The sequence below is a fragment of the Bacillus sp. C-3-6 genome (genome assembly GCF_054509685.1).
Genome location: NZ_CM137247.1, coordinates 3,849,021 through 3,871,850 on the forward strand (window position 1 = coordinate 3,849,021; position 22,830 = coordinate 3,871,850).

Consider the following 22,830-nt stretch of genomic DNA (forward strand, 5'->3'; position numbering starts at 1 on the left):
AAAACCTCTTTCCACTAAGAAAGAGGTTTGAAGTTTATCTTCTCCCCTCTTATCTGCCAGAAAGTTTTACTTTCTGCTGGAATTAGCACCGTGCCTTTTGGCGTAATAAACGCCCCATTTCACAATGGTATTACGGTCGGTTGCTGGGCTTCATCGGGCCAAATCCCTCCACCTGCTCTTGATAAGAGTTGTATAATTTTTTGAATTTTTAACTTTATGTTGAAGACTATACCAAGAATAAAAATCACTTGTCAACATTTTATTTGTATAATTCTGGACGGCGATCCGCAAAAACTGGAATTCCTTTACGTACTTCTTTAATTTTCTCGAATTCAAGCTCTCCAAATAAAATTGATTCCTCTTCATTCGCCTCTACTACAACTTCACCCCAAGGGTCCACAATTAAAGAATGACCCGCAAATACATTATTTGGATCCTTTCCTGCTCTATTACATGCAACAACATAACACTGATTTTCAACTGCTCTTGCTTGCAATAGCAAACGCCAATGTGCTAAACGAACTAATGGCCATTCAGCTACAACAAATAATACTTTTGCCCCTTTAGCAGTATGGACACGCATCCACTCTGGAAAACGAATATCATAACAAATTGTTCCAGCGCATTCAACATCATCCAGCTTAAATTCGCCCGTACCATTACCGGCTATTAAATATTTATGTTCATCCATAAGCTGAAATAAATGTACTTTACTATATTCGTTGACTAGCTGTCCTTCATTATTTACAACATACATCGTATTTGTAACGCCTTGCTCTGTTTGCTTTGCTATAGAACCACCAACAATATGTACATCATATTGCTTCGCCCATTCTATTAACTTTTCTTTCGTTTCCACTCCATCCCTATCTGCAATTTCAGAAAGTCTCGTTAAATCATATCCTGTTGTCCATAGTTCTGGTAAGACGATAACATCTGGCCTTTCCTTCATAGCTTCGCTTATTTTATTTTTAGCATTCTCAATATTTTTTTCTACATCTCCAAAAACAATATCCATTTGAATACATGCGACTTTCATTTTTTCAGCCCCATTCTTATTTTTTTCTTTACAAAATACTGGAAAGATTATATCATTTGTCACTAGAATTGTAACAACTTTCAAAAGAGGTGGAAAGTATGAAATTATTTCAACCTTCTGAGATAGTAACATCATTGCCAACACAATTTTTCGCTTCACTTGTTGCAAAAGTTAACAAAGTCGTTGCAGCTGGTCACGATGTTATTAATCTAGGTCAAGGTAATCCAGATCAACCAACACCGCAGCATATCGTAAAAGCTTTACAAGATGCTGCCGAAAAGACCATTCATCATAAATATCCGCCATTTCGCGGACATGAAAGCTTAAAGGAAGCCGTGACTACATTCTATAAACGTGAGTACGGCGTCGAATTAAACCCAAAAACTGAAGTTGCTATTTTGTTTGGTGGGAAGGCTGGACTAGTAGAATTACCAATTTGTTTTACAAATCCTGGTGATACAATTCTCGTTCCGGATCCAGGCTATCCAGATTATTTATCTGGGGTTGCCTTAGCAAAGGCACACTTTGAAACCATGCCGCTTATTGCAGAAAATCATTTTTTACCGGATTATAAAAAAATTGACGACTCTATCGCTGAACGGGCAAAGTTAATGTTTTTAAACTATCCAAATAACCCTACAGGTGCTACTGCATCAAAAGATTTTTTTGATACAACCATTCATTTTGCTAATAAACATAATATATTAGTTGTTCACGATTTCGCTTACGGTGCTATCGGATTTGATGGTCAAAAACCTGTTAGTTTCTTGCAAGCAGATGGTGCGAAAGATATAGGAATTGAAATTTACACGTTATCAAAAACTTTCAATATGGCTGGCTGGCGTATTGCTTTTGCAGTTGGAAATGAAAGTGTCATCGAAACCATTAACCTATTGCAAGATCATATGTATGTTAGTATTTTTGGTGCAATTCAAGATGCTGCTCGCGAAGCACTATTAAGTTCACAGTCTTGTGTAGTAGATCTTGTAAATAGTTACGAATCTCGGAGAAACGCTCTTATTTCAGCTTGTCACTCAATTGGTTGGAATGTAGACATTCCAACCGGATCATTCTTTGCATGGCTTCCTGTTCCAAAAGGATATACCTCTGAGCAATTTGCTGATATTTTACTAGAAAAAGCACATGTTGCAGTTGCTCCTGGTGTTGGATTTGGTGAACATGGCGAAGGGTATGTCCGTGTTGGTCTCTTGCATACAGAAGATAGATTACGAGAAGCCATTAATCGAATTGATAAATTAAATTTTTTCAAAAAGTAATTGACAACATGAAAAATATCTGACAAAATTCAGTTATCTTAAAAATTTAAACATTTCTAAATACTTCTTATCAAGAGCAGGTGGAGGGACGAGCCCGACGAAACCCGGCAACCGATCTACAATCGTAGACACGGTGCTAATTCTCGCAGCATTATGCTGACAGATAAGGAGCTGGTTGTAAAAAAACCTCTCCTTAGCTGAGAGGTTTTTTTATTTAACTAGGAGGTTATAACAATGAGCGGAATAATAGCGACGTATTTGATCCATGACGGTTCACATAACTTAGAAAAAAAAGCTGAGCAAATTGCACTTGGTTTAACAATTGGCTCTTGGACTCATTTGCCACACTTATTACAAGAACAATTAAAACAGCATAAAGGCAATGTCATTCATGTTGAGGAATTAGCTGAACATGAACATACGAATTCGTATTTACGTAAAAAAGTAAAACGCGGAATTATTAAAATCGAATATCCGTTATTAAACTTCAGTCCAGATTTACCAGCAATTTTAACGACTACATTTGGAAAGCTATCCCTTGATGGCGAAGTAAAATTAATTGACTTAACTTTTTCAGACGAGTTAAAAAAACATTTTCCTGGTCCAAAATTCGGGATAGATGGTATTCGAAACCTTTTACAAGTGCATGATCGTCCCCTTTTAATGAGTATTTTTAAAGGAATGATTGGACGAAATATTGGGTATTTAAAAACGCAATTACGTGATCAAGCAAGTGGTGGTGTAGATATAGTAAAAGATGATGAAATATTATTTGAAAATGCATTAACACCACTTACGAAACGCATTGTATCTGGAAAAGAAGTTTTACAATCCGTATATGAAACATACGGACATAAAACGTTATATGCCGTAAATTTAACAGGACGAACTTTTGATTTAAAAGAAAATGCGAAACGTGCAGTGCAAGCTGGAGCTGATATTCTATTATTTAACGTATTTGCTTACGGACTAGATGTACTACAATCACTTGCAGAAGATGATGAAATCCCAGTTCCTATTATGGCACACCCTGCTGTAAGTGGTGCTTATTCAGCATCTAAGTTATATGGAATTTCATCTCCATTATTACTCGGAAAGCTACTACGCTATGCTGGGGCTGACTTTTCATTATTCCCATCTCCATACGGAAGTGTTGCGCTAGAAAAAGAGGAAGCTCTTGCTATCTCAAAATATTTAACTGAAGACGATGCATTTTTCAAGAAGAGCTTTTCTGTTCCATCTGCTGGTATTCACCCTGGTTTCGTTCCCTTTATTGTACGAGATTTCGGTAAAGATGTTGTTATTAATGCTGGCGGCGGGATACATGGACATCCAAATGGAGCGCAAGGCGGTGGTAAAGCTTTCCGTACTGCAATTGATGCTACTTTGCAAAATAAACCACTCCATGAAGTAGATGACATAAATTTGCATAGTGCACTACAAATATGGGGAAATCCCTCTCATGAGGTGAAATTATGAGTATTCAAGTATTTTGTGATTTCGATGGCACGATTACAAATAATGATAACATTATGTCCATTATGGAAAAATTCGCACCACCAGAAGCTGAAGAAGTAAAGAATAGAATTTTATCACAAGAGCTATCTATTCAAGAAGGTGTTTCTCAATTATTTCGATTAATACCTACTCATCTGCACGATGAAATTATTCAATTTTTAATAGAAACTGCTGAAATTCGTAATGGTTTTCATGAATTTATACAATTTGTAAATGAAAATAACATTTCTTTTTACGTTATATCAGGTGGAATGGATTTCTTCGTCTATCCACTCTTACAAGGACTCATTCCAAAAGAGCAAATTTACTGTAATGAAACAGATTTTTCAAATGAATACATTACGGTGAATTGGCCTCATCCTTGTGATCATCATTGTCAAAATCATTGCGGATTATGTAAATCATCACTCATCCGAAAATTAAGTGATACGAATGACTTCCATATTGTGATTGGAGATTCAATTACTGATTTACAAGCTGCGAAACAAGCAGATAAAGTATTTGCTCGTGACTTCCTTATTACAAAGTGTGAAGAGAATTATATTGCTTATACACCGTTTGAAACATTCCATGATATTCAAAATGAATTAAAACATTTGTTGGAGGTGAAATCATGAAACAACTTTTTCGTCAATGGTATGACTTAAGCGAGATAAAAAAAGAATTAACAACTCGAAATTGGTTCCCAGCAACAAGTGGTAATATTTCTATAAAAGTTAGTCATGAGCCACTTACTTTTCTCATTACAGCAAGCGGTAAAGATAAAACAAAAACCACTCCAGATGATTTTCTATTAGTAGATCATGTAGGAGTTCCCGTTTTAGAGACTGAATTACGCCCTTCAGCAGAAACAATATTGCATACACATATTTATAACAATACGAATGCCGGGTGCGTACTTCATGTTCATACAACTGATAATAATGTCATCACAAATTTATATAGTGATGCAGTTACCCTTCAAAATCAAGAAATTATTAAAGCTCTCGATATTTGGGAAGAAGGTGCAACAATTCACATTCCTATTATCGAAAACCATGCCCATATCCCAACGCTTGGAGAAAACTTCCGAAAGCATATACAAGGTGATTCGGGAGCGGTATTAATTCGTAACCACGGTATTACCGTATGGGGCCGAGATAGCTTTGATGCAAAGAAGAGATTAGAAGCTTATGAGTTTTTATTCCAATTTCATATAAAACTATTATCAATTCAAGGAGGCGTTTCTAATGGCGCAAATTCGTATTCATGAAGTAAATACTCGTATTGAAAATGAAGTGGAAGTATCTAAATTTCTACAAGAGGAAGGCGTTTTATATGAGAAATGGAATATTTCTAAACTTCCTACTCATTTAAATGAAAATTATTCTTTAACAGATGAAAACAAAGCTGAAATATTAGCTGTTTTTTCAAAAGAAATCGCTGATGTTTCAGCACGTCGAGGTTATAAAGCACATGATGTAATTTCACTTTCAAATAGCACACCTAACCTTGACGAATTATTAATTAATTTCCAAAAAGAACATCATCATACAGACGACGAAGTCCGCTTTATCGTCAGTGGTCATGGCATTTTCGCTATTGAAGGCAAAGATGGGAAATTCTTTGATGTTGAACTTGAGCCAGGCGATCTAATATCTGTTCCAGAAAATGCAAGACATTATTTTACCTTGCAAGATGATCGTCAAGTTGTAGCTATTCGTATTTTTGTGACAACTGAAGGCTGGGTTCCAATCTATTAAGGTAGTTAGTTGAATAAAAGGACTTGGATCCCCTTTTCCAAACTTTTATTCACTCTACATATATACATCCTCCTATGGAACAGGCTTATTTCACTTTTGAAATAAGCCTGATTTTTTATTTACTCAAAAGTACCATTTCATCACAAATTTAACGTCTTGATTTTTCAAGTGTATTTTTTGAACATTTATTGAACATTTATTGAACATTTATTGAAATTTTTCTGAAAATTCTGTTTTACATGTGATATACTACAATTAACTAAGAAGGAAAATAATATCGCAAACAGAGGGGGATAATCATGAACTTACTTATCGCACTTATACTTGGAGTTACATGTGGAGCATTTCCTGTTATTTTAGGAGCTATTATGGAAGAGTTAGAAATTGGTGTTTTAGGATTTGTCGCATCTTGTGTAAGCGCTTTATTATTTGGTTTATTCGGCGCTATTCCTGTTTCAATTCTGTGTGCTTTTTATATAATACGCCATGCTCGTACAAAACAATTTGGTCCTAATCACATCGCACAAATTATCCCATTCCCGGTTGAACGATGTCGCCGCGCTTCTAACTTATAATGACTAAATAAATAAAAGTCCTCAAATGAGGACTTTTATTTATTTTCTTCTAGAAATTGAAACAATTCTTGTAGATGTAGGGCATCTTCACCATAGCTAACAGATACATGAAATATACCGTCAATCTCAGCTTGCATATAAAGATCCACTCCATCACGATCATATTTCAATGCCAAATAAAACTCCATTTCTTCTAACATCTTTTTAGAGGTTCGAATTACATAATGCCCCTTCTCATCTCTTCCATATTCAAAGTCTGGTTCAAAATCATATTTTTGTTTAAAAGCTTCTTTTTGTTTTTCATTAATTTGCATACAAGTAGCTCGCTGTACAGTATCAATCATCTCATCAAACTTTTGAAGGTCCACCTCGTTTACCCCCTTATATATTTTTTATATAATACTTGTGTTCCACTATTTTCTTCGCCATCCTTAATTAACTCTTCATACAATTCTTTCGCCAAACTTAAGCCTGGGACTGGTAATTGTAATTTTTCTGCTTCCTCTAAAGCAATTTTCATATCTTTCATAAAATGCTTTACATAAAATCCTGGCTCAAAGTCTCCTTTTAACATTCGAGGAGCTAAATTACTTAATGACCAACTACCTGCTGCCCCTGTTGAAATACTCTCTAACACTTTATCTGGATTCAATCCAGCCTTCTTCGCGTAAGCAACAGCCTCACATACTCCAATCATATTGGAAGCAATCGCAATTTGATTGCACATTTTTGTATGTTGTCCACTCCCAGCTGGTCCTTGTAATTGAATGTTTGTTCCTAACTTTTCAAGTAAAGGTAAGCATCTATCATATATTTCTTTCTCTCCACCTACCATAATTGCGAGTTTTGCTTCTTTCGCACCAACATCTCCTCCTGAGACAGGTGCATCTAACGTATATATATTTTTGCTTTTTGCAACTTCATTAATACGTTTTGCTAAAGTAGGTGTAGATGTCGTAAAGTCAATTGCTATCGTACCTTCTTTTGCATGTTCTATAATTCCTTCTATACCAAAATACACTTCTTCTACATCATGTGGATATCCAACCATTGTCATTACAATATCAACTTGCTTCACTAACTCTTTTGGCGTATCACACCATTGTGCACCATCTTGCACTAAAGAATCTGTTTTTGCTTTCGTTCTATTATATACATATACTTTATGACCATCTTGCATTAAGTGATAAACCATACTTTTTCCCATTACGCCAATACCAATGAAACCTATTGATAAAGTTTTATGTTCCATTTTCTCATCCCCTTTGTTCTAATAAATCATTTACCATCTTTCGGAACTCTTTATTAAAGTCATCATCCATACTATTTTTTACATTTGAAAATAACATAACAAAAATTCCTTTTTCTTTATTAAAATTATTGAAAGTGTTCCAACCAGATAATACACCATGATTATGAAAATAATCTGGATATATATAAAAACTAAATGCATATTTCCGTTCTGCTGAAGGCGAAAACATTGCTTGTATACTTTGTTCAGAAAGAAGTTTTCCATTTATAATTGCTTCGTCTAACTTCTTCATATCTCCAACTGTCGTATACATCTCACCACAACCATATAGCCAATCCATGCCTAACTTCTGCGCTGGTACAAGCTCTTGATTTTTTTTCACATAACCCTTTGTAAAATTTTTATCTCCAGGTACCATATTTCCCATACCGGATTCATGCATATCTGCTTTTACAAATATGTTTTCTTTTATGTAATCTCCTAAAGGTTTTTTCGAGATATGTTCTATTATATAAGCAAGAACCATATAATTATAATCTGTATATCTCCAACCTGTTCCTGCAGGAAATTCTAAATTTTGACGTCCAATCCAATTAATTAACTGTAAACGGGAAGCAGCATTCACATTTCCTTTCGCATGTTCAGGTAAACCAGAGGTATGGGTTAATAAATGATATAGTGTAATATTTTTATTCTCCGGAAATGAAGGAATATATTTATTTACATTATCTTGAATATTCAATTTACCTTGTTCTTGCAACTGTAAAATAGATGTGGCAACAACTGTTTTCGTAATAGAACCAATACGATATTTTGTTTGAGGCGTATTTTCTATTTTATTTTGAACATCAGCATACCCATATCCTTTATTCAATATAACACGCTCTTTATCTGTTACCAAAACTGTTCCATTAAATTGCTTTCCGACTAAATATTGATCTAATTTTTGAGATATGCTAGCATAATCAATTTGTTGCTCTTCTTTTTCTTCTATATTCCCTTGTACTTCTGATTCAATAGTAGGATTCACTTTAGTTGTTAATACAGTGTTTTCCTTTATATTGGGGCTAACAAGAAAATAGTATACTCCGCCGCCAACTATAGCAGACAGTGAAACCATCACCATTACTTTTTTTATCATATTGATCCTCCATAATTCCTTCGCTAAAAATTGTCCCCCTATTCTATTATCAAACAATAAAAAAAAATCGCAACAATTTGTTGCGAAAAATTACATTTTTTCTTTTCTATACACACATACTTGATTCTTCCCATTTTTTTTCGCTTCATATAATGCAATGTCCGCTCGTTGCATTAATTCTTCTCTTGTAGTTCCTTGTTCATATAACGCAACTCCAAAGCTAGCTGTTAGCTTCGAAATTCCAGTGAATTGCTTTGTTTCAATGAAGAATCGTAATGACTCCGCAACTTGAAATGCTTCCTTTTCTACTGTATTTGTCACTAATATAATGAATTCTTCTCCTCCCCATCTTGCAAATACATGTTGTTGCTCCACTTTAGATTTCATAAGCTCTGCAAGTTGTATTAATGCCAAATCACCAAAATCATGACCATATGTGTCATTAACCGTTTTAAAATTATCTATATCAAATAAAATGATAGCTATTTTCTCATCACTACGTATTACCTTTTCCCACTCTACCTCTAGTATTTGTTGAAACTTTAAACGATTATAAATCTCTGTCAATGAATCTACCATAGCAAGTCTTTCTTGCTCTTGATAGATTTCATCTAATTCTGTAATTTCCGTGCACTTTACAATAAATCTTGATAAATCTTCTGGCAATGGTGTCGCACGTAATAAAAAAGTGGATACTACCCCTTCATAATTTAGCATCTTAATTCTTCTACCACTTGATAAAGTATCGTCTAACCATGTTATATCATGCGTCGTCGAATAGTATCCACTTTCTCTAATAAAATGTTCAGCAAATACTAAATGTTGCTCACGATAGGCAAACAGATTTTCATATCCAAAAAAAGCTAAAAAATTTGTATTACAATCAACAATCTCATCATCTTCTACTATAAATAATAGATCATTTTGAAAATCAAACATCGTTTGAAGCAATTCCTGCTGCAAACCGACTTGCCTTACTAAAGAAAGTTGATACAAACTCTTATTCACTTCCTCTAACACTGCTTGCGGAGTTACAGGAGCTATTACAATATTACGTATTCCTAATGCAAGTACATCTGTGAATTCTTTTGTTATTTGTTGATCCCAAATGACAATGAATGTACTGTACGGAGTATACATATTCTTTATATATTTTATTTGAGAATAATCTGTTACATACGTAATGATAATGTGTGGTTTCGTTCTTTGAAATAATAGTTCGCCCTCTTCAAAACTATTTGCTATAAACATACATTTTGGATGGATATTTTCTACCGTTTGTTGATGCTTACATCCATTTTCTATATAAAGGACATTTAACTGCAGATCTTGTAACACATTTTGGAAAACCGTATTCTCTAATAAAAAATGTAGTATGTTCATCACTAGTCTTCACTCACTTCATATATCTTGTTCTACTGAATTCCTCACAAACTTTTTTAAAAGACTGTTCTCCAATAAACTTTAATTTGTGAGAGATACATATTAACAAGCTAATTGAGAATGTTATCTTCGCTTTTCACTCTATAAATTCCTTTTTTAGTGTATGATTGTAGGAATTGTATCGTTTGTATGAATGCCCTAGCTTATTTTTAAAACTTGACAATTAAAATAAAGATATTATATTCTTAAATTCGATAACTTACAAAATGTAAGTAGTGTATATTATTTTTTTGAAAATAATTCGATATACAATTTGGAGGATATACAATGACAAACGACAACTTTTTTAACGTTCTATATGAACGCACATCTACACGTGCATTCAACCCAAATAAAGAAATCTCATCTACAGAATTACATGAGATTTTAAAAGCCGCAGCACAAGCACCTTCCGCTTGGAACTTGCAACACTGGAAATTCCTCGTTTTTCAAGGTGAAGATGTACAAAAACGATTACACCCAATAGCTTATAACCAACAACAAATTCTTGATGCTTCTGCAGTAGTTGCTATTTTAGGTGATTTAGAAGCTTATAAAAATGTTGAGCCAGTATATGGTCCAATTGTAGAACAAGGATTTATGAAAGAAGAAGCAAAAGAACGCTTAGCTAAAAATATTGAATCTGCATATGCTCGTGAACAATTCCCAAGAGATGCTGCCTTTTCAAATGCATCTTTAGCAGCAATGCAACTTATGCTTGCAGCTAAAGCAACTGGTTGGGATACTTGTGCTATTGGTGGCTTCAATCCACAAGCACTGACAGACGAATTTAACGTTTCATCTCGTTACGTTCCAATTATGCTTATTACAATTGGTGAATCAACTTTAAAAGGACACCCTGCACCTCGTATGAGCGTAGAGCAAGTGAGTGAGTGGGCAAAATAATAAAAAACGAAGGTAACTACATTGCCTTCGTTTTTTTATTCCCTGTCATACTTTTGTAATATTACTACAAATCATTCGACATTTATACTTATGGAAAAGTATATTCTATTCCCTTATCATAAATAAACTTGACGTTTTGTGTCGAATTTTGTTTAGGTGTTGAAATATACCCGTGTATTTTTGTTACAATTGTGATACAATGATAACAAATAGATAACAAGAGAGGGATTTTCATTGAGTTCATACGGAAGCTTTATCGCACTTTTATGTTACATAGTAACTGTACTGCTTCTATATTTTATTGGTGATGCCGCAAACATCTCCATTTTACAATTCCCAAAAGAAGAAGCATTCCAATTAGAATCAGAAAAACATACTGCACGATCCATTGTACCACTACTCCTAGCTCTTCCTGTATATATCATCGTTTTATATAAAAGTAAAAAAGTGTAAAGGCTACCTATTTCATTTATTTCGGTGGTTTTTACATTTTTTTGTTATATTTCCCCTATTTTAAACATCATTCCATACTAAACACCCAGCTAGTCATTTAAAATGAGAAAATCCCCTAGAAAAAATTCCACTCTCTGTCCAGTCACTCACTACCGAACTTACATAGATTATAAGTGTGAAGGGGGTGATGAGGATTATGTTTGGATCATTTGGATGCTGTGATAACTTTAGAGACTGTCATCATCATGAAAGAGAGTGCAGACATCATGAGAAAGAGAAAGAGAGAGAAGTAGTTAGACCACAACAACCAGCTGTATGTAACGTACTTGCTAGCATTTCAGTTGGAACAGAACTTTCTCTTTTAAGCATTAGAGGTAATGGCACTTTCAACAATGTAATTTTTGAAGGTTTCGCTAACGGTGTTGCTCTTTTCTCTGCTTTGGCTCGTAATAACAAAGACAACAAAGATAACAATAAAGACGATAAGAACAATCAAAACCGAAATACTTTTACTGGTATTTTACGTGTATGCCCAACTGATATCGTTGCAATCGCTATCTAATTCTGTTCCTTATCCTCTATAGTAAGAAAATAAGATTTACTTTTCTCATAGAAAAAACCTGAGACCGATTTCAAATCGATTCAGGTTTTTTTATTGGTTATATGCTTTTAACTAGTTCAACAACTTCTTCAGCAGTTGACATCATTAATGCTTTTTCTGCTAATGTTTCCATTTCTGCTTTTGACAACTTGCTTAGTTGTGTTCTTGCAGGAAGAATAGATGTTGCACTCATACTGAACTCATCTAAACCTAATCCTAATAATAATGGGATAGCAAGTGAATCGCCTGCCATCTCACCACACATACCAGCCCATTTGCCTTCTTTATGAGCAGCATCGATAACCATTTTTACAAGACGTAAAATAGATGGGTTATATGGTTGGTATAAGTATGATACTTGTTCGTTCATACGGTCTGCAGCCATTGTGTATTGGATTAAATCATTTGTTCCGATAGAGAAGAAGTCAACTTCTTTCGCGAATTGATCTGCTAATACTGCTGAAGCTGGGATTTCAACCATCATACCAACTTCAATAGAATCAGAAACAGTTGTACCCGCTTCTACAAGTTTCGCTTTCTCTTCTAATAAAATTGCTTTTGCTTGACGGAACTCATCAAGAGTTGCAATCATTGGGAACATAATTTTTAAGTTACCGTATACGCTAGCACGAAGTAATGCACGAAGTTGTGTACGGAACACATCTTGCTCATCAAGACATAAGCGAATTGCACGGTATCCTAAGAATGGGTTCATTTCTTTTGGTAAATGTAAGTATGGAAGCTCTTTATCTCCACCGATGTCAAGTGTACGAACAACGACTGGTTGACCTTCTTTTACACCTTCAAGAACTGCTTTATACGCTTCGAACTGCTCTTCTTCTGTTGGAAGATTGTCACGACCCATGTATAAGAATTCTGTACGGTATAAGCCAACGCCTTCTCCGCCATTATCGATAATACCTTGTACATCATTTGGTGTTCCGATATTTGCAACAAGCTCAACATGATGTCCATCACTTGTTACAGTAGCTTGGTCTTTTAATTTTGCCCATTCAGTTTTTTGCTCTTCAAATTTCGCTTTCTTTTCTTCAAACGAACGAAGAGTTTCTTCTGATGGGTTTACAATTACTTCTCCATCTAAACCGTCAATGATAACGATATCGCCGTTTTGGATTTTCTCCATAACAACTTTCGTACCAACAACAGCTGGAATTTCCATAGAGCGAGCCATAATTGCAGAGTGAGATGTACGTCCACCGATATCAGTAGTGAAACCTTTTGCATACTTACGGTTTAACTGAGCTGTATCAGATGGTGTTAAATCTTCAGCAATAATGATTACCTCTTCAGAAATTGTACCAGGATTTGAGAAGTTAATTCCTAGTAAATGTGCAAGAACGCGTTTTGTTACGTCACGAATGTCCGCAGCACGTTCTTTCATATATTCATTATCCATGTTTTCAAACATAGAAATAAACATTGATGCAACTTCATCCATTGCAAATTCAGCATTTACTTTTTCGCTATTTACTTTATCTTTTACTGGGTTTACTAGTTCTGGATCATTTAACACTAATAAATGTGCTTCAAAGATCGCAGCTTTGTCAGCACCTAGCTCAGCAAATGCGTGGTCCTTAATAGCTTCTAATTCAGTTTTTGCTTTCTCAAGCGCAGCGTCTAAGCGTGCAATTTCTGCAGCTTCGTTTGTAATTGATTTCTTTTCGATGTTAAATTCAGGATTTTCAAGTCTGAAAGCCTTTGCAATAGCAATCCCACTTGATGCAGCGATCCCTTGAATGTTAAGAGTCATTATTCTCCTAATCCTTCGTTTTTCATAGTTTCTTCGATAGCTGCTAGTGCTTGAGCTGCATCATCACCATTTGCAGTGATTTTAATTTCTGCGTTTTGTTGAATGCCTAAAGACATAACGCCCATGATTGATTTTAAGTTAACGTTCTTTCCGTTATACTCTAAGTTAATGTCAGAACCAAATTTGCTTGCAGTGTTTACAAGTAGAGTTGCTGGACGAGCATGAATTCCTGAGTCGCTAGTTACTTTAAAGATTTTTTCCATGATAATTTATCTCCTTTAAATTACAGTTTTTTTTAGTTGTATAGACGTGAGTACTACATCATCTATTGTATATAATAGGCGATGTTCGGTCAACCACATCGCCTATTATAATTATAAACATTTTGCGTCAAATTCCTACTGAATGTCAATAATAGCGGTTTCGCCCTTCTTAACATTTCCATCTTTTTTCAATTCGACTTGTTGCCCTTGTTGTAAGTTTGTAAATACAATTGGTGTAATGATAGATGGTGCATTTCCTTTTACAAATGCAAGATCTACTTTTAATAACGGTTGGCCTTGCTTCACTTTATCACCTTGTGCTACAAGTGCCTCGAATCCTTCACCATTTAATTTTACAGTATCAATACCAAAGTGGATTAAAATTTCTTTTCCACCTTCAGATTGAATACCAATCGCATGTTTTGTAGGGAATACATTGACAATTTCACCGTTAACTGGAGAAACTACTGTTCCTTCAGTTGGCTCAATTGCAAATCCGTCTCCCATCATTTTTCCTGAGAATACTTGGTCAGGCACTTCTGTAATTGGTAAGATTTTCCCTTCAATTGGTGATACAATTGTTTCATTTTCATCAACTTTTTGAGGAGTTTCTTCCACTTTTACAGGTTCTTCTTTTTCAACATGAGGTGTACGACCTGACATTATATCATGAATTTGTGATTTTAATGTGTCAGATTTCGGTCCGAAAATAGCTTGAATGTTATTTCCAACTTCAAGTACACCAGCTGCTCCAAGTTCTTTTAAGCGGTCTTTGTTTACATTCTTTTGTTCGTTAACTTGAACACGTAAACGAGTAATACAAGCATCTAAAGAAGCAATGTTTTCTTTACCACCAAGTGCTACTAATACTTCACGAGGAAGTTCGCCTGCTTCTGTTTTTCCTGCACCGTCATTCGCATTTGCCTCTTCACGACCAGGTGTTTTTAGATTCCATTTACGGATTGCAAAGCGGAATCCGAAGTAGTAAATAACTGCTAGTACAAGACCAACAATAATTACCCACCACCATGCTGTACGGCCTGGTAATACACCGAATAATAGGAAGTCAATTAAACCACCAGAGAATGTCATACCAATTTTAACACCTAAAATTTGCATTGTCATAAATGATAGACCAGCAAATACAGCGTGAATTCCGAATAATACTGGCGCTACGAATAAGAATGAAAATTCAAGTGGCTCTGTAATACCTGTTAAGAAAGATGTTAATGCTGCAGAACCTAAAATACCTGCTGCTAATTTTTTATTTTCTGGACGTGCTTCATGGTACATTGCTAATGCTGCTGCTGGAAGACCGAACATCATGAACGGATACTTACCAGTTGTAAATGTACCTGCTGTTAATTCTACACCGTCTTTTAACTGTGCCATAAAGATTTTTTGGTCACCACGGATTAATTCGCCAGCTGCATTTGTATACTGTCCGAATTCGAACCAGAACGGTGAATAGAAAATGTGATGTAGTCCAAATGGAATTAATGAACGTTCAATTAAACCGAATATAAATGCTGCGATTGTTCTATTTGCATCAATCATTTGATGTGAGAACGTGTTTAAGCCACCTTGAATGTATGGCCAAACGAAGCACATGATAATACCTACTATTAAAGAGAATGTTGCAGTTGCGATCGGTACGAAACGCTTACCTGCAAAGAAACCTAAGTATGATGGTAATTCAATGTTGAAGTATTTATTATAGCAATATGCCGCTACTATACCGACGATAATACCACCAAATACCCCTGTTTGTAGCGTTGGAATACCTAATACGTTTGCATACGCTGGATCTGCAAATCCAATTTTTACTGGGTCTGCTCCAGAACTTGTTACTTTCACTAGCTTATCTACTTCTAAGAACACACTCATCGTTTTGTTCATAATTAAGTATCCGACGAATGCTGCTAAACCAGCTACTCCGTCTCCACCAGCTAAACCAATTGCTACCCCAACTGCGAATAATAATGCAAGGTTAGCGAAAATAATATCACCAGATTGTTCCATAATTTTTGCAACCATTACGAACCAATCTGCTTTTAAAGCAGGAATAACATTTGTTAACTGTGGATTTTGAAATGCATTACCAAATCCAAGTAAAATACCTGCTGCCGGTAAAATCGCTACTGGAAGCATTAACGCTTTTCCGACTTTTTGAAGAACACCAAAGATCTTCTTAAACATGGAAACCCTTCCTCTCTTATCTATATTGATACCTTCCGACAAACGCCAAAAAGACATGAGGAAAAAAAGATAGAACGATAGCTATACAAAGGGTAGTATATCCCTTTCTCTAGCTTACATTCCTTACTTTTCTCCACTCATGCCTGATCGAATCAGTAACACGTGTCAAAAATAGGTTTACGTATAAGTTCACTATAATTAAGGCAAACGTTTTCGTTACTCACCTTAATGTGTTTGTCGAAATTTGTATAACTTTGCAATAGTTATTATACATAACTATTGTAAGCGATTCAATCATTTTTTTTAACGTTTTCATTTTAGACAAAAATATATGACTTATTACACATGCTCTGCCTTGACTAAGCGTTGCAAGTGCATCGTTAAATAAATACTTTCAGCTTCATATACAGGTAGTTGCAACTCTTTTTGCATGACCTTAACTAGCTTCCAAGCTACGTTATAGCAAACTGGATACTCCGCCTTTAATAAATCAGCAAAACTTTGCGATTCTTCTACTTTTTCTCCTTTTTTCACCCTCTCAATAGCATATTGAAGATGACGAATAAGGCGTAAATAATGAATGCTCTCTTGATCTAATGTAATTTCTAAGTTTGTCTCAATTAAAGATACAAGTTGTGCAATGAGACGGGAGTTTTGATTAACTGAAGATAAATCAGAATTTGTAAGCGAACTGTAAATGTGAAGTGCAATAAAACCAATTTCTCCTTCTGGCAATGTAATTTGCAAACGAGAATTTAAAAGTTCTACAACACCTTCCGCAATTTCATATTCCTCTGGATAGAGCATTTTTGTTTCAACTAAAAAAGGATTATCAATTGTAAGTCCTTGTTTTAACCTTTTAATTGCAAATGAAATATGATCTGTTAACGCAATATGAATATGTTCATTTAGTGGAGATTTCGCTTTTTCTTGAATGTACAGCATAATATCGTTCATCAATTCAATTAATTTTTCACTAACATGCGGCACTAATAATTTATATTGTTCACGATCACGTTCATTTTTTAAGACAAACATTTTTTCGATTTGTTCTTGCTCCAATACATCTTTCGCTTTTTTCCCAAATCCAATTCCTTTACCAATCACTACTACTTCCTCGTGTTCAGGATGGCTAGCAATGATGACATTATTATTTAAAACTTTTTTAATTTCTAGATAATTATTCATATAACACCACCCTCGTACTTAAATAGCCTACTTTTATGTTACAGAATATTCTTCTTTGTCGTCAATGTAAAACATCTGCCATTTAATAAAAATTCATTTTTTAGACATGTTTATATATGATGCGTATAATGTAAGAGCAACTGTACATAGAAAGGAGATAACAGCATGATTAAAATGTTTGTAAGTGATATCGATGGTACAATGATGCAACACGGAGGTCTTATTGATGAACAAGATGTTGCGGCACTACGCAGCCTCGCCGAGCAAAATGTTATTCTTTGCTTCGCTTCTGGAAGACTTGATAATGAAATTGCAGACTTAATGAAAGCTGTAAATACAAATTTTCATCGTATTAGTGTAAATGGTGTTTTTGTATATACACATGAAAATAAACAACTATTATCTGCAACTTTTGATTCCAGCATACTTCCCGATTTGTTAGCTATGACGAATGAAAATCCTTATTTCCGTTATGTAAGTGATGAGCATAATTATTACATTGAAGAGAAAACACCTTTTATTCAAGAACTTGAACAACAAGTAACAATGACTTCTGTTGAAGAACCAAACTTACTACAGAAGATTGATGATACAATTTTCCCAAATAAAATTTCTGTCGGTGGAACAAAGGAGAGCTTACAACTCCTTCAAAAAAAAATTGATGAAAAATTCCACGGGAAAGTTAGTACTTTCATCTCAGCAGAACAATGTTTAGATGTAATGCCACCGAATGTTAGTAAAGGCTCTGCCATTTCTGTTTTATTAAATGAGTTTCAAATAAAACCTGAGGAAATTGCTTGTATAGGGGATTCTTACAATGATATTCCTATGTTTTCTTTAACTCCTCACAGTTTTGCTATGTCGCAAGCAGATGATGCAGTAAAAAAACACGCTCACTATGTAGTAAATCACGTCAAAGATGCTGTTAACCACGTAATTGCTCATAATAAAAATACGACTCATTCCTTATAAGGATGAGTCGTATTTTTATTTCTTTACATGTTATCCATTTTCATTTCGACTGTACTTCACAAACTGAAATATACTATTTGTTACGTGCGATATTCGTAATAAATTTATAACGATCTCCACGATAAATACATTTCACGTACTCTAGCGGTATCTCACCTTCTGAATATGACCATTGACGCATTACAAGTACAGGCGCCTTTTTAGGAATATGCAGATGTTCAGCTTCATTTTCCGTCGCAACAGAAGCTTCAATTGACTGAGTAGCGCTAACAAGTTTAAAGCCCAGTTTTTTCTCTAAATGTTCATATAAAGATTGTTGCAATATCTCTTCGTTAATATCTTTTACAAGAGCTGGCGACAAATATGTCGTCTCAAAAGCAATCGGTTCATCATCAGCTAAGCGAATACGCCTCACTTCATAAACCGATTCCCCCTCCTGTATTCTCAACCGGTCTGCTATTTTAGCAGTAGCTGGAACTAGGCGGAAACTAAGTAATTGACTACTTGGATTCATTCCACGAGAAATCATATCTTCTGTGAATCCCGTCATTCCTTGCAATTTTTGTTCCACTTTCGGAAGTTGGACAAATGTTCCAATTCCACGCTTCCGATATAAATAGCCTTGTTCCACTAAATTATTAATCGCCTGTCTGATTGTCATACGACTCACTTCGAACTTATCACAAAGTTCATTCTCAGATGGGATTTTATCTCCCGGCTTCCATTCGCCGTCCTCAATTAGCTGTTTCACCCACTCTTGAATCTGATAATAGATCGGAAATGGTGAATACTTGTCGATGTTCATCAGCAATCGCCTCACTGCATAAAGATAGAGCTTCTTGATCTGCGATTACGGTTACATTCGGATGACGTTGTAAAACTGTAGCCGGACACTCTTCACTATATTCACCTTGCAATAATTCTTTAACAGCTTCTGCCTTTTTAGAACCCATAGCAACAAGTAGAACTTGTTTCGCTTTCATAATGCTTCCAATTCCCATTGTAATCGCATGAGTTGGCACATCTTCTTCTTTTTCGAAGAAGCGAAGGTTTGCTTGGCGTGTAGATTCTGTTAATTCAACAATGTTCGTTGGAGAATTAAACGGTGTTCCTGGCTCATTAAATCCGATGTGACCGTTTTCACCGATTCCAAGAATCTGTAGGTCAACTGGGTTAGCAGTTAGAATGCCCTCGTAACGTTTGCACTCTTCCTCTAAATCACTTGCCATCCCGTTTGGTACATAAGTTTGTTTAAATGGAAGATGATCAAACAACTGTTCTTGCATGAAATAGTGATAGCTGTTTTTATCTTCATGTGGTAAATTTACGTACTCATCTAAGTTTACAGTGGTTACACGGCTTGTATCAAGTTTATTTTTTCGCATTTCTGCATAAATACCTAATGGAGAGCTTCCTGTAGCCATTCCTAATGTTGGATTTTCTTTTGTTTTTACAACTTCTTCAATTAATTTATAACCTGCTTCGGCTAGTTCTTCTGGAGTTTTTACAACAAGAATATTCATTTAATTACTTCCCTTCCTTCATATGAATTCCTAAACGAACCGTATCATATACATGTAAATCTTCATTCATCACAACAAAGTCTGCATCTTTTCCTACTGCTAATGCACCTTTATTATTTAATCCAAACTCTTCTGCTTGGTTAACTGATGTCATCAGTACTGCATCTTCGATTGAACAACCTGTAAATTCAATTACATTTCGGAAAGCTTGATCCATTTTTAGAATACTACCAGCTAACGTTCCATCTTCTAATCGAGCACTACCATCTTTTACATGTACCGGCTGTCCGCCAAGCTCATATAATCCATCTTCAAGACCTTTTGCGCGCATTGCGTCAGTAATAACACTTACTTTTTTCGGTCCTTTTAACTTATATGCTAATTTCACCATATCAGGGTGAATATGAATACCATCTGTAATTACTTCAACCATTACATCTGGATTTAATAACACATGACCAACAACTCCTGGTTCACGGTGATGTAATCCACGCATTTGATTGTATAAATGTGTCGCATGTGTAATCTTTCTATTTTTTAGTTGCGCATCAATTGCATCTGTATGCCCCATTGTGCCCACTACACCAGTTTCAGCAAGATATTGTTCAAACTCTAATGCTCCCTCTTCTTCTGGTGCATATGTTACTAATTTAATTAAATTCCCACTTGCTTCTTGCCATTGTTTAAATTGCTCAATATTTGCAGGAACGATATGTTCAAGTGGTTGTGCACCTGCACGTTTCTTTGAAACATAAGGTCCTTCTAAGTGAATATATTCGAAATGCGCTCCTTTTTCTTTTGCTTCTTTCGCAGCAGTTAGCGCTGCTTCAATTGCCTCTGGAGCTTGTGTCATTGTTGTCGGGAAGTAAGTTGTAACCCCTTCTTTTAACATTTCTTTACCTAGAGTTACTAACCCATCGCTATTTGCATCCATCGCATCAATATCGTATCCACCATGAATATGAACATCGATCATACCTGGAATTACAATCTTCCCTGTAGCATCAAAAACAGTTTCATTTTCTTGTGGTACATATTGAGCCATCAAACCAATTTCTTTAATGGTTTCTGCGTAACGGATAAATCCGTTTTCCACTATTTCTTGACCTGTGTAAATTTTGGCATTGATGACAATTTGCGTTTTCATTTTCATCGATCCTTTCCCATGAAATACCTACTTGTTATTATTACCTTATTCGCCTAGTTCCATCTTAATATATGCACGAGTAGTTGTCTATACATTCTAATGAAATTTCCTTTTTATTCAACAAAAAAGGAAATTTCTTACGTCCCTTATAATTATAATATATATTATTCATTTTTCCAAAAAGGGACAGTATCCACCCCTAATATAGAAATCACTTCAACAATGGCATTAACCCGCTAGACTCTAACATAACATGTTCACCATCTGTTTCTATTTCTACTGTACGTTTATTCGTTCTATATACCATTATACCGTGCCTTTTTAAGCGTTTTACTACACTTTGATGAGGATGTCCATACGGATTACTACTCCCGTAAGACAGAATAGCAAACTGCGGTTCCACTTTTTTTATAAACGTTTCACTTGTTGAAGTATACGAGCCGTGATGCCCCACTTTTAAAACATCTGCATGTACATCAAATTGTTTTAATATTTCATGTTCTGTCCGTACATCCGCGTCACCCATTAATAAAAAATCCGCTTTTCCATATCGCACCTTTAAAACAATTGAGGATTCATTATTTTCATCTTTTGATTTCCCATTGTTTAATACTTGTATAGAAACATGTGGATCCAGCGGTATATATTGTCCTTCCTTTACTGAAACGAAAGGTATCCCTCTTTTTTTAATATTATTGCGATATGTATGATAAGTAAGAGAACTATATGTTTTTCCGCTATCTAATATAAGCGATACCGGCATTTGCTCTACAATTGGAATTAGCCCCCCTATATGATCCATATCAGGATGGGTACTGACAATTACATCTAAATGATTAATCCCTTTCTCAATTAATTTCTGAATAATAACCTCTCCTGCTTCATAAGGTCCTCCATCAATTAACATTGTTTGTCCGTTTGGCATTATGATAAGTGTTGCATCACCTTGCCCCACTTTTAAAAAGCTCACTTTCATTTTACTAAGATGTTGCCGATGCATATGTAAAGGAGACGTAGTATGAATAGACATCATATACCTTTTAGCTGATGCGCTATTTAAAGAAAAACATAATAAAACAGAAACTAATAATAGAATAATCCGCATACCTCTCATAACTCGTCTCCTTTTTTCATTTAGTATGGCACTGTAAATAATTGATATACAAAAAAAAGCTTAGCAAAATGCTAAGCTTTTATTTCGATATCTCTTGTAGGGAACCGAAGAATAAATCCGCTTCATTCATTTGTTCATTCTCTTCAGAAAGCGGCGGTAAATCATCTAATGTTTTCAATCCAAATGTGTCCAAAAATTCTTTTGTTGTTCCGTATAAAATAGGACGCCCTGGTCCTTCTGCTCTTCCCATTTCTTTTATAAGTAAATGTGAAACCAACGTTTGTAACGCCTTATCGGTTTTAACTCCTCTAATCTCTTCCATTTCAGTCCTTGTGATTGGTTGACGATATGCAACAATCGCTAACGTTTCAAGGGCAGCTTGTGAGAGTGAAGCAGCTGTTGGTGTATCTATTAATTTTTGATAATATGAAGCATGTTCTTTCTTTGTAGCAAAACGATATACTTTTGCATACTGTACAATTTGCAAACCACGGTTTGCACCTTCACATTCTTGTTGCATTTCTTCTAAAATATTAATTACTTCATTCATTTCAATTTCAAGAACTTTCGCTATTTGTTCTGGATAAATCCCTTCATCACCAGAAACAAATAAAAGGCCTTCAATAATTGACTTTTGTTCTTTCCTATCCATTTCACGAGCTCCTTCCTTCTATTTTCCCATAAAAATACACATCAAAAAACCGAATCACAATCAATGCGTTCGGTT

Annotated in this window: 24 protein-coding genes and 2 riboswitches; of the genes, 10 read left to right on the forward strand and 14 right to left on the reverse strand. The window is 35.1% G+C overall.

Annotated features, from left to right (window positions below; translation table 11 throughout):
* Positions 1-46: 46 nt before the first annotated feature.
* Positions 47-188, reverse strand: a riboswitch (SAM riboswitch).
* Between the two features lie 71 nt (positions 189-259).
* Complete coding sequence (locus ACW0JX_RS19605; RefSeq protein ID WP_016512349.1) at positions 260-1,123, reverse strand: carbon-nitrogen family hydrolase; 864 nt, start codon at positions 1,121-1,123, stop codon at positions 260-262.
* 14 nt (positions 1,124-1,137) lie between these two features.
* Here ACW0JX_RS19605 and ACW0JX_RS19610 point away from each other — a divergent pair, with 14 nt between their 5' ends.
* The 6 genes from ACW0JX_RS19610 to ACW0JX_RS19635 all read left to right on the forward strand — a co-directional run bounded on the left by ACW0JX_RS19610 (position 1,138) and on the right by ACW0JX_RS19635 (position 6,151).
* Positions 1,138-2,316, forward strand: coding sequence for a pyridoxal phosphate-dependent aminotransferase (locus ACW0JX_RS19610; RefSeq protein WP_095690255.1), 1,179 nt, complete (start codon positions 1,138-1,140; stop codon positions 2,314-2,316).
* Between the two features lie 64 nt (positions 2,317-2,380).
* Positions 2,381-2,486: riboswitch (SAM riboswitch) on the forward strand.
* 64 nt (positions 2,487-2,550) lie between these two features.
* Positions 2,551-3,795 (forward strand): 2,3-diketo-5-methylthiopentyl-1-phosphate enolase, encoded by a 1,245-nt coding sequence (gene mtnW / locus ACW0JX_RS19615; RefSeq protein ID WP_071729747.1) that lies wholly within the window; start codon positions 2,551-2,553, stop codon positions 3,793-3,795.
* Complete coding sequence (mtnX, locus tag ACW0JX_RS19620; RefSeq protein WP_000027487.1) at positions 3,792-4,451, forward strand: 2-hydroxy-3-keto-5-methylthiopentenyl-1-phosphate phosphatase; 660 nt, start codon at positions 3,792-3,794, stop codon at positions 4,449-4,451. The genes mtnW and mtnX overlap by 4 nt, the downstream gene beginning before the upstream one ends.
* A complete protein-coding gene (locus tag ACW0JX_RS19625) occupies positions 4,448-5,086 on the forward strand; it encodes a methylthioribulose 1-phosphate dehydratase (protein ID WP_000811341.1) in 639 nt (212 codons plus the stop codon). Before mtnX ends, ACW0JX_RS19625 begins: the two co-directional genes overlap by 4 nt.
* Positions 5,064-5,576 carry a 1,2-dihydroxy-3-keto-5-methylthiopentene dioxygenase gene (locus ACW0JX_RS19630; protein WP_000057317.1) on the forward strand — a complete coding sequence of 171 codons (513 nt, stop codon included), beginning with the start codon at positions 5,064-5,066 and terminating at the stop codon, positions 5,574-5,576. Before ACW0JX_RS19625 ends, ACW0JX_RS19630 begins: the two co-directional genes overlap by 23 nt.
* Positions 5,577-5,875: 299 nt before the next feature.
* Positions 5,876-6,151: a hypothetical protein gene (locus ACW0JX_RS19635; protein ID WP_459245018.1), complete on the forward strand. Its 276-nt coding sequence runs from the start codon at positions 5,876-5,878 to the stop codon at positions 6,149-6,151.
* Positions 6,152-6,186: 35 nt separating this feature from the next.
* Here ACW0JX_RS19635 and ACW0JX_RS19640 read toward each other — a convergent pair whose 3' ends face one another.
* From ACW0JX_RS19640 to ACW0JX_RS19655, 4 genes are all read right to left on the reverse strand, one after another.
* Positions 6,187-6,519, reverse strand: a complete 333-nt coding sequence (locus ACW0JX_RS19640; protein WP_000365617.1) for a DUF3909 family protein — start codon at positions 6,517-6,519, stop codon at positions 6,187-6,189.
* Positions 6,520-6,524: 5 nt separating this feature from the next.
* Complete coding sequence (locus ACW0JX_RS19645; protein ID WP_000400437.1) at positions 6,525-7,403, reverse strand: NAD(P)-dependent oxidoreductase; 879 nt, start codon at positions 7,401-7,403, stop codon at positions 6,525-6,527.
* A 4-nt stretch (positions 7,404-7,407) separates the two neighbouring features.
* Positions 7,408-8,544, reverse strand: coding sequence for a serine hydrolase (locus ACW0JX_RS19650; RefSeq protein ID WP_141240990.1), 1,137 nt, complete (start codon positions 8,542-8,544; stop codon positions 7,408-7,410).
* Between the two features lie 90 nt (positions 8,545-8,634).
* Positions 8,635-9,927: a GGDEF domain-containing protein gene (locus ACW0JX_RS19655; RefSeq protein ID WP_016512346.1), complete on the reverse strand. Its 1,293-nt coding sequence runs from the start codon at positions 9,925-9,927 to the stop codon at positions 8,635-8,637.
* 327 nt (positions 9,928-10,254) lie between these two features.
* Between ACW0JX_RS19655 and ACW0JX_RS19660 the strand changes: the two genes are divergently transcribed.
* The 3 genes from ACW0JX_RS19660 to ACW0JX_RS19670 all read left to right on the forward strand — a co-directional run bounded on the left by ACW0JX_RS19660 (position 10,255) and on the right by ACW0JX_RS19670 (position 11,887).
* Positions 10,255-10,872: a nitroreductase family protein gene (locus ACW0JX_RS19660; RefSeq protein WP_000180387.1), complete on the forward strand. Its 618-nt coding sequence runs from the start codon at positions 10,255-10,257 to the stop codon at positions 10,870-10,872.
* A 234-nt stretch (positions 10,873-11,106) separates the two neighbouring features.
* Positions 11,107-11,325, forward strand: a complete 219-nt coding sequence (locus ACW0JX_RS19665; protein WP_000100485.1) for a hypothetical protein — start codon at positions 11,107-11,109, stop codon at positions 11,323-11,325.
* A gap of 196 nt (positions 11,326-11,521) precedes the next feature.
* On the forward strand, positions 11,522-11,887 hold the full coding sequence (locus tag ACW0JX_RS19670; RefSeq protein ID WP_023522951.1) for a DUF3915 domain-containing protein: 366 nt from the start codon (positions 11,522-11,524) through the stop codon (positions 11,885-11,887).
* A 97-nt stretch (positions 11,888-11,984) separates the two neighbouring features.
* On the opposite strand, the gene ptsP is transcribed toward ACW0JX_RS19670, so the two are convergent.
* The 4 genes from ptsP to glcT form a co-directional block, all read right to left on the reverse strand.
* Positions 11,985-13,697, reverse strand: coding sequence for a phosphoenolpyruvate--protein phosphotransferase (gene ptsP / locus ACW0JX_RS19675; RefSeq protein WP_000174216.1), 1,713 nt, complete (start codon positions 13,695-13,697; stop codon positions 11,985-11,987).
* A complete protein-coding gene (gene ptsH, locus ACW0JX_RS19680) occupies positions 13,697-13,960 on the reverse strand; it encodes a phosphocarrier protein HPr (protein WP_000411080.1) in 264 nt (87 codons plus the stop codon). The genes ptsP and ptsH overlap by 1 nt, the downstream gene beginning before the upstream one ends.
* Positions 13,961-14,095: 135 nt before the next feature.
* Positions 14,096-16,159: a PTS glucose transporter subunit IIABC gene (gene ptsG / locus ACW0JX_RS19685; protein WP_016080402.1), complete on the reverse strand. Its 2,064-nt coding sequence runs from the start codon at positions 16,157-16,159 to the stop codon at positions 14,096-14,098.
* A gap of 339 nt (positions 16,160-16,498) precedes the next feature.
* Entirely contained in the window at positions 16,499-17,347 is an 849-nt protein-coding gene (glcT, locus tag ACW0JX_RS19690; RefSeq protein ID WP_001067322.1) for a glucose PTS transporter transcription antiterminator GlcT, read from the reverse strand.
* Between the two features lie 165 nt (positions 17,348-17,512).
* Between glcT and ACW0JX_RS19695 the strand changes: the two genes are divergently transcribed.
* Complete coding sequence (locus tag ACW0JX_RS19695; RefSeq protein WP_000594250.1) at positions 17,513-18,319, forward strand: Cof-type HAD-IIB family hydrolase; 807 nt, start codon at positions 17,513-17,515, stop codon at positions 18,317-18,319.
* A 73-nt stretch (positions 18,320-18,392) separates the two neighbouring features.
* On the opposite strand, the gene ACW0JX_RS19700 is transcribed toward ACW0JX_RS19695, so the two are convergent.
* The 5 genes from ACW0JX_RS19700 to scpB form a co-directional block, all read right to left on the reverse strand.
* Positions 18,393-19,124 (reverse strand): GntR family transcriptional regulator, encoded by a 732-nt coding sequence (locus tag ACW0JX_RS19700; RefSeq protein WP_014894892.1) that lies wholly within the window; start codon positions 19,122-19,124, stop codon positions 18,393-18,395.
* A complete protein-coding gene (gene nagB / locus ACW0JX_RS19705; protein WP_001024208.1) occupies positions 19,054-19,842 on the reverse strand; it encodes a glucosamine-6-phosphate deaminase in 789 nt (262 codons plus the stop codon). The genes ACW0JX_RS19700 and nagB overlap by 71 nt, the downstream gene beginning before the upstream one ends.
* A gap of 4 nt (positions 19,843-19,846) precedes the next feature.
* A complete protein-coding gene (gene nagA / locus ACW0JX_RS19710; protein ID WP_001987227.1) occupies positions 19,847-20,989 on the reverse strand; it encodes an N-acetylglucosamine-6-phosphate deacetylase in 1,143 nt (380 codons plus the stop codon).
* 211 nt (positions 20,990-21,200) lie between these two features.
* Positions 21,201-22,103, reverse strand: coding sequence for a ComEC/Rec2 family competence protein (locus ACW0JX_RS19715; protein ID WP_001214828.1), 903 nt, complete (start codon positions 22,101-22,103; stop codon positions 21,201-21,203).
* A 79-nt stretch (positions 22,104-22,182) separates the two neighbouring features.
* Positions 22,183-22,755, reverse strand: coding sequence for a segregation/condensation protein ScpB (gene scpB, locus ACW0JX_RS19720; RefSeq protein WP_000375171.1), 573 nt, complete (start codon positions 22,753-22,755; stop codon positions 22,183-22,185).
* Positions 22,756-22,830: the final 75 nt, after the last annotated feature.

What these genes read in the sequence shown, in the direction of transcription:
- ACW0JX_RS19630 (WP_000057317.1), top strand. Translation starts at nt 5,064, where the DNA reads ATGGCGCAAATTCGTATTCATGAAGTAAATACTCGTATTGAAAATGAA.
- ACW0JX_RS19655 (WP_016512346.1), bottom strand. Translation starts at nt 9,927, where the DNA reads ATGAACATACTACATTTTTTATTAGAGAATACGGTTTTCCAAAATGTG.
- mtnX (WP_000027487.1), top strand. Translation starts at nt 3,792, where the DNA reads ATGAGTATTCAAGTATTTTGTGATTTCGATGGCACGATTACAAATAAT.
- ACW0JX_RS19650 (WP_141240990.1), bottom strand. Translation starts at nt 8,544, where the DNA reads ATGATAAAAAAAGTAATGGTGATGGTTTCACTGTCTGCTATAGTTGGC.
- ptsG (WP_016080402.1), bottom strand. Translation starts at nt 16,159, where the DNA reads ATGTTTAAGAAGATCTTTGGTGTTCTTCAAAAAGTCGGAAAAGCGTTA.
- ACW0JX_RS19660 (WP_000180387.1), top strand. Translation starts at nt 10,255, where the DNA reads ATGACAAACGACAACTTTTTTAACGTTCTATATGAACGCACATCTACA.
- ACW0JX_RS19610 (WP_095690255.1), top strand. Translation starts at nt 1,138, where the DNA reads ATGAAATTATTTCAACCTTCTGAGATAGTAACATCATTGCCAACACAA.
- ACW0JX_RS19700 (WP_014894892.1), bottom strand. Translation starts at nt 19,124, where the DNA reads ATGAACATCGACAAGTATTCACCATTTCCGATCTATTATCAGATTCAA.
- ACW0JX_RS19670 (WP_023522951.1), top strand. Translation starts at nt 11,522, where the DNA reads ATGTTTGGATCATTTGGATGCTGTGATAACTTTAGAGACTGTCATCAT.
- nagA (WP_001987227.1), bottom strand. Translation starts at nt 20,989, where the DNA reads ATGAAAACGCAAATTGTCATCAATGCCAAAATTTACACAGGTCAAGAA.
- ptsP (WP_000174216.1), bottom strand. Translation starts at nt 13,697, where the DNA reads ATGACTCTTAACATTCAAGGGATCGCTGCATCAAGTGGGATTGCTATT.
- nagB (WP_001024208.1), bottom strand. Translation starts at nt 19,842, where the DNA reads ATGAATATTCTTGTTGTAAAAACTCCAGAAGAACTAGCCGAAGCAGGT.
- ACW0JX_RS19715 (WP_001214828.1), bottom strand. Translation starts at nt 22,103, where the DNA reads ATGAGAGGTATGCGGATTATTCTATTATTAGTTTCTGTTTTATTATGT.
- scpB (WP_000375171.1), bottom strand. Translation starts at nt 22,755, where the DNA reads ATGGATAGGAAAGAACAAAAGTCAATTATTGAAGGCCTTTTATTTGTT.
- ACW0JX_RS19645 (WP_000400437.1), bottom strand. Translation starts at nt 7,403, where the DNA reads ATGGAACATAAAACTTTATCAATAGGTTTCATTGGTATTGGCGTAATG.
- ACW0JX_RS19635 (WP_459245018.1), top strand. Translation starts at nt 5,876, where the DNA reads ATGAACTTACTTATCGCACTTATACTTGGAGTTACATGTGGAGCATTT.
- glcT (WP_001067322.1), bottom strand. Translation starts at nt 17,347, where the DNA reads ATGAATAATTATCTAGAAATTAAAAAAGTTTTAAATAATAATGTCATC.
- mtnW (WP_071729747.1), top strand. Translation starts at nt 2,551, where the DNA reads ATGAGCGGAATAATAGCGACGTATTTGATCCATGACGGTTCACATAAC.
- ACW0JX_RS19695 (WP_000594250.1), top strand. Translation starts at nt 17,513, where the DNA reads ATGATTAAAATGTTTGTAAGTGATATCGATGGTACAATGATGCAACAC.
- ptsH (WP_000411080.1), bottom strand. Translation starts at nt 13,960, where the DNA reads ATGGAAAAAATCTTTAAAGTAACTAGCGACTCAGGAATTCATGCTCGT.
- ACW0JX_RS19625 (WP_000811341.1), top strand. Translation starts at nt 4,448, where the DNA reads ATGAAACAACTTTTTCGTCAATGGTATGACTTAAGCGAGATAAAAAAA.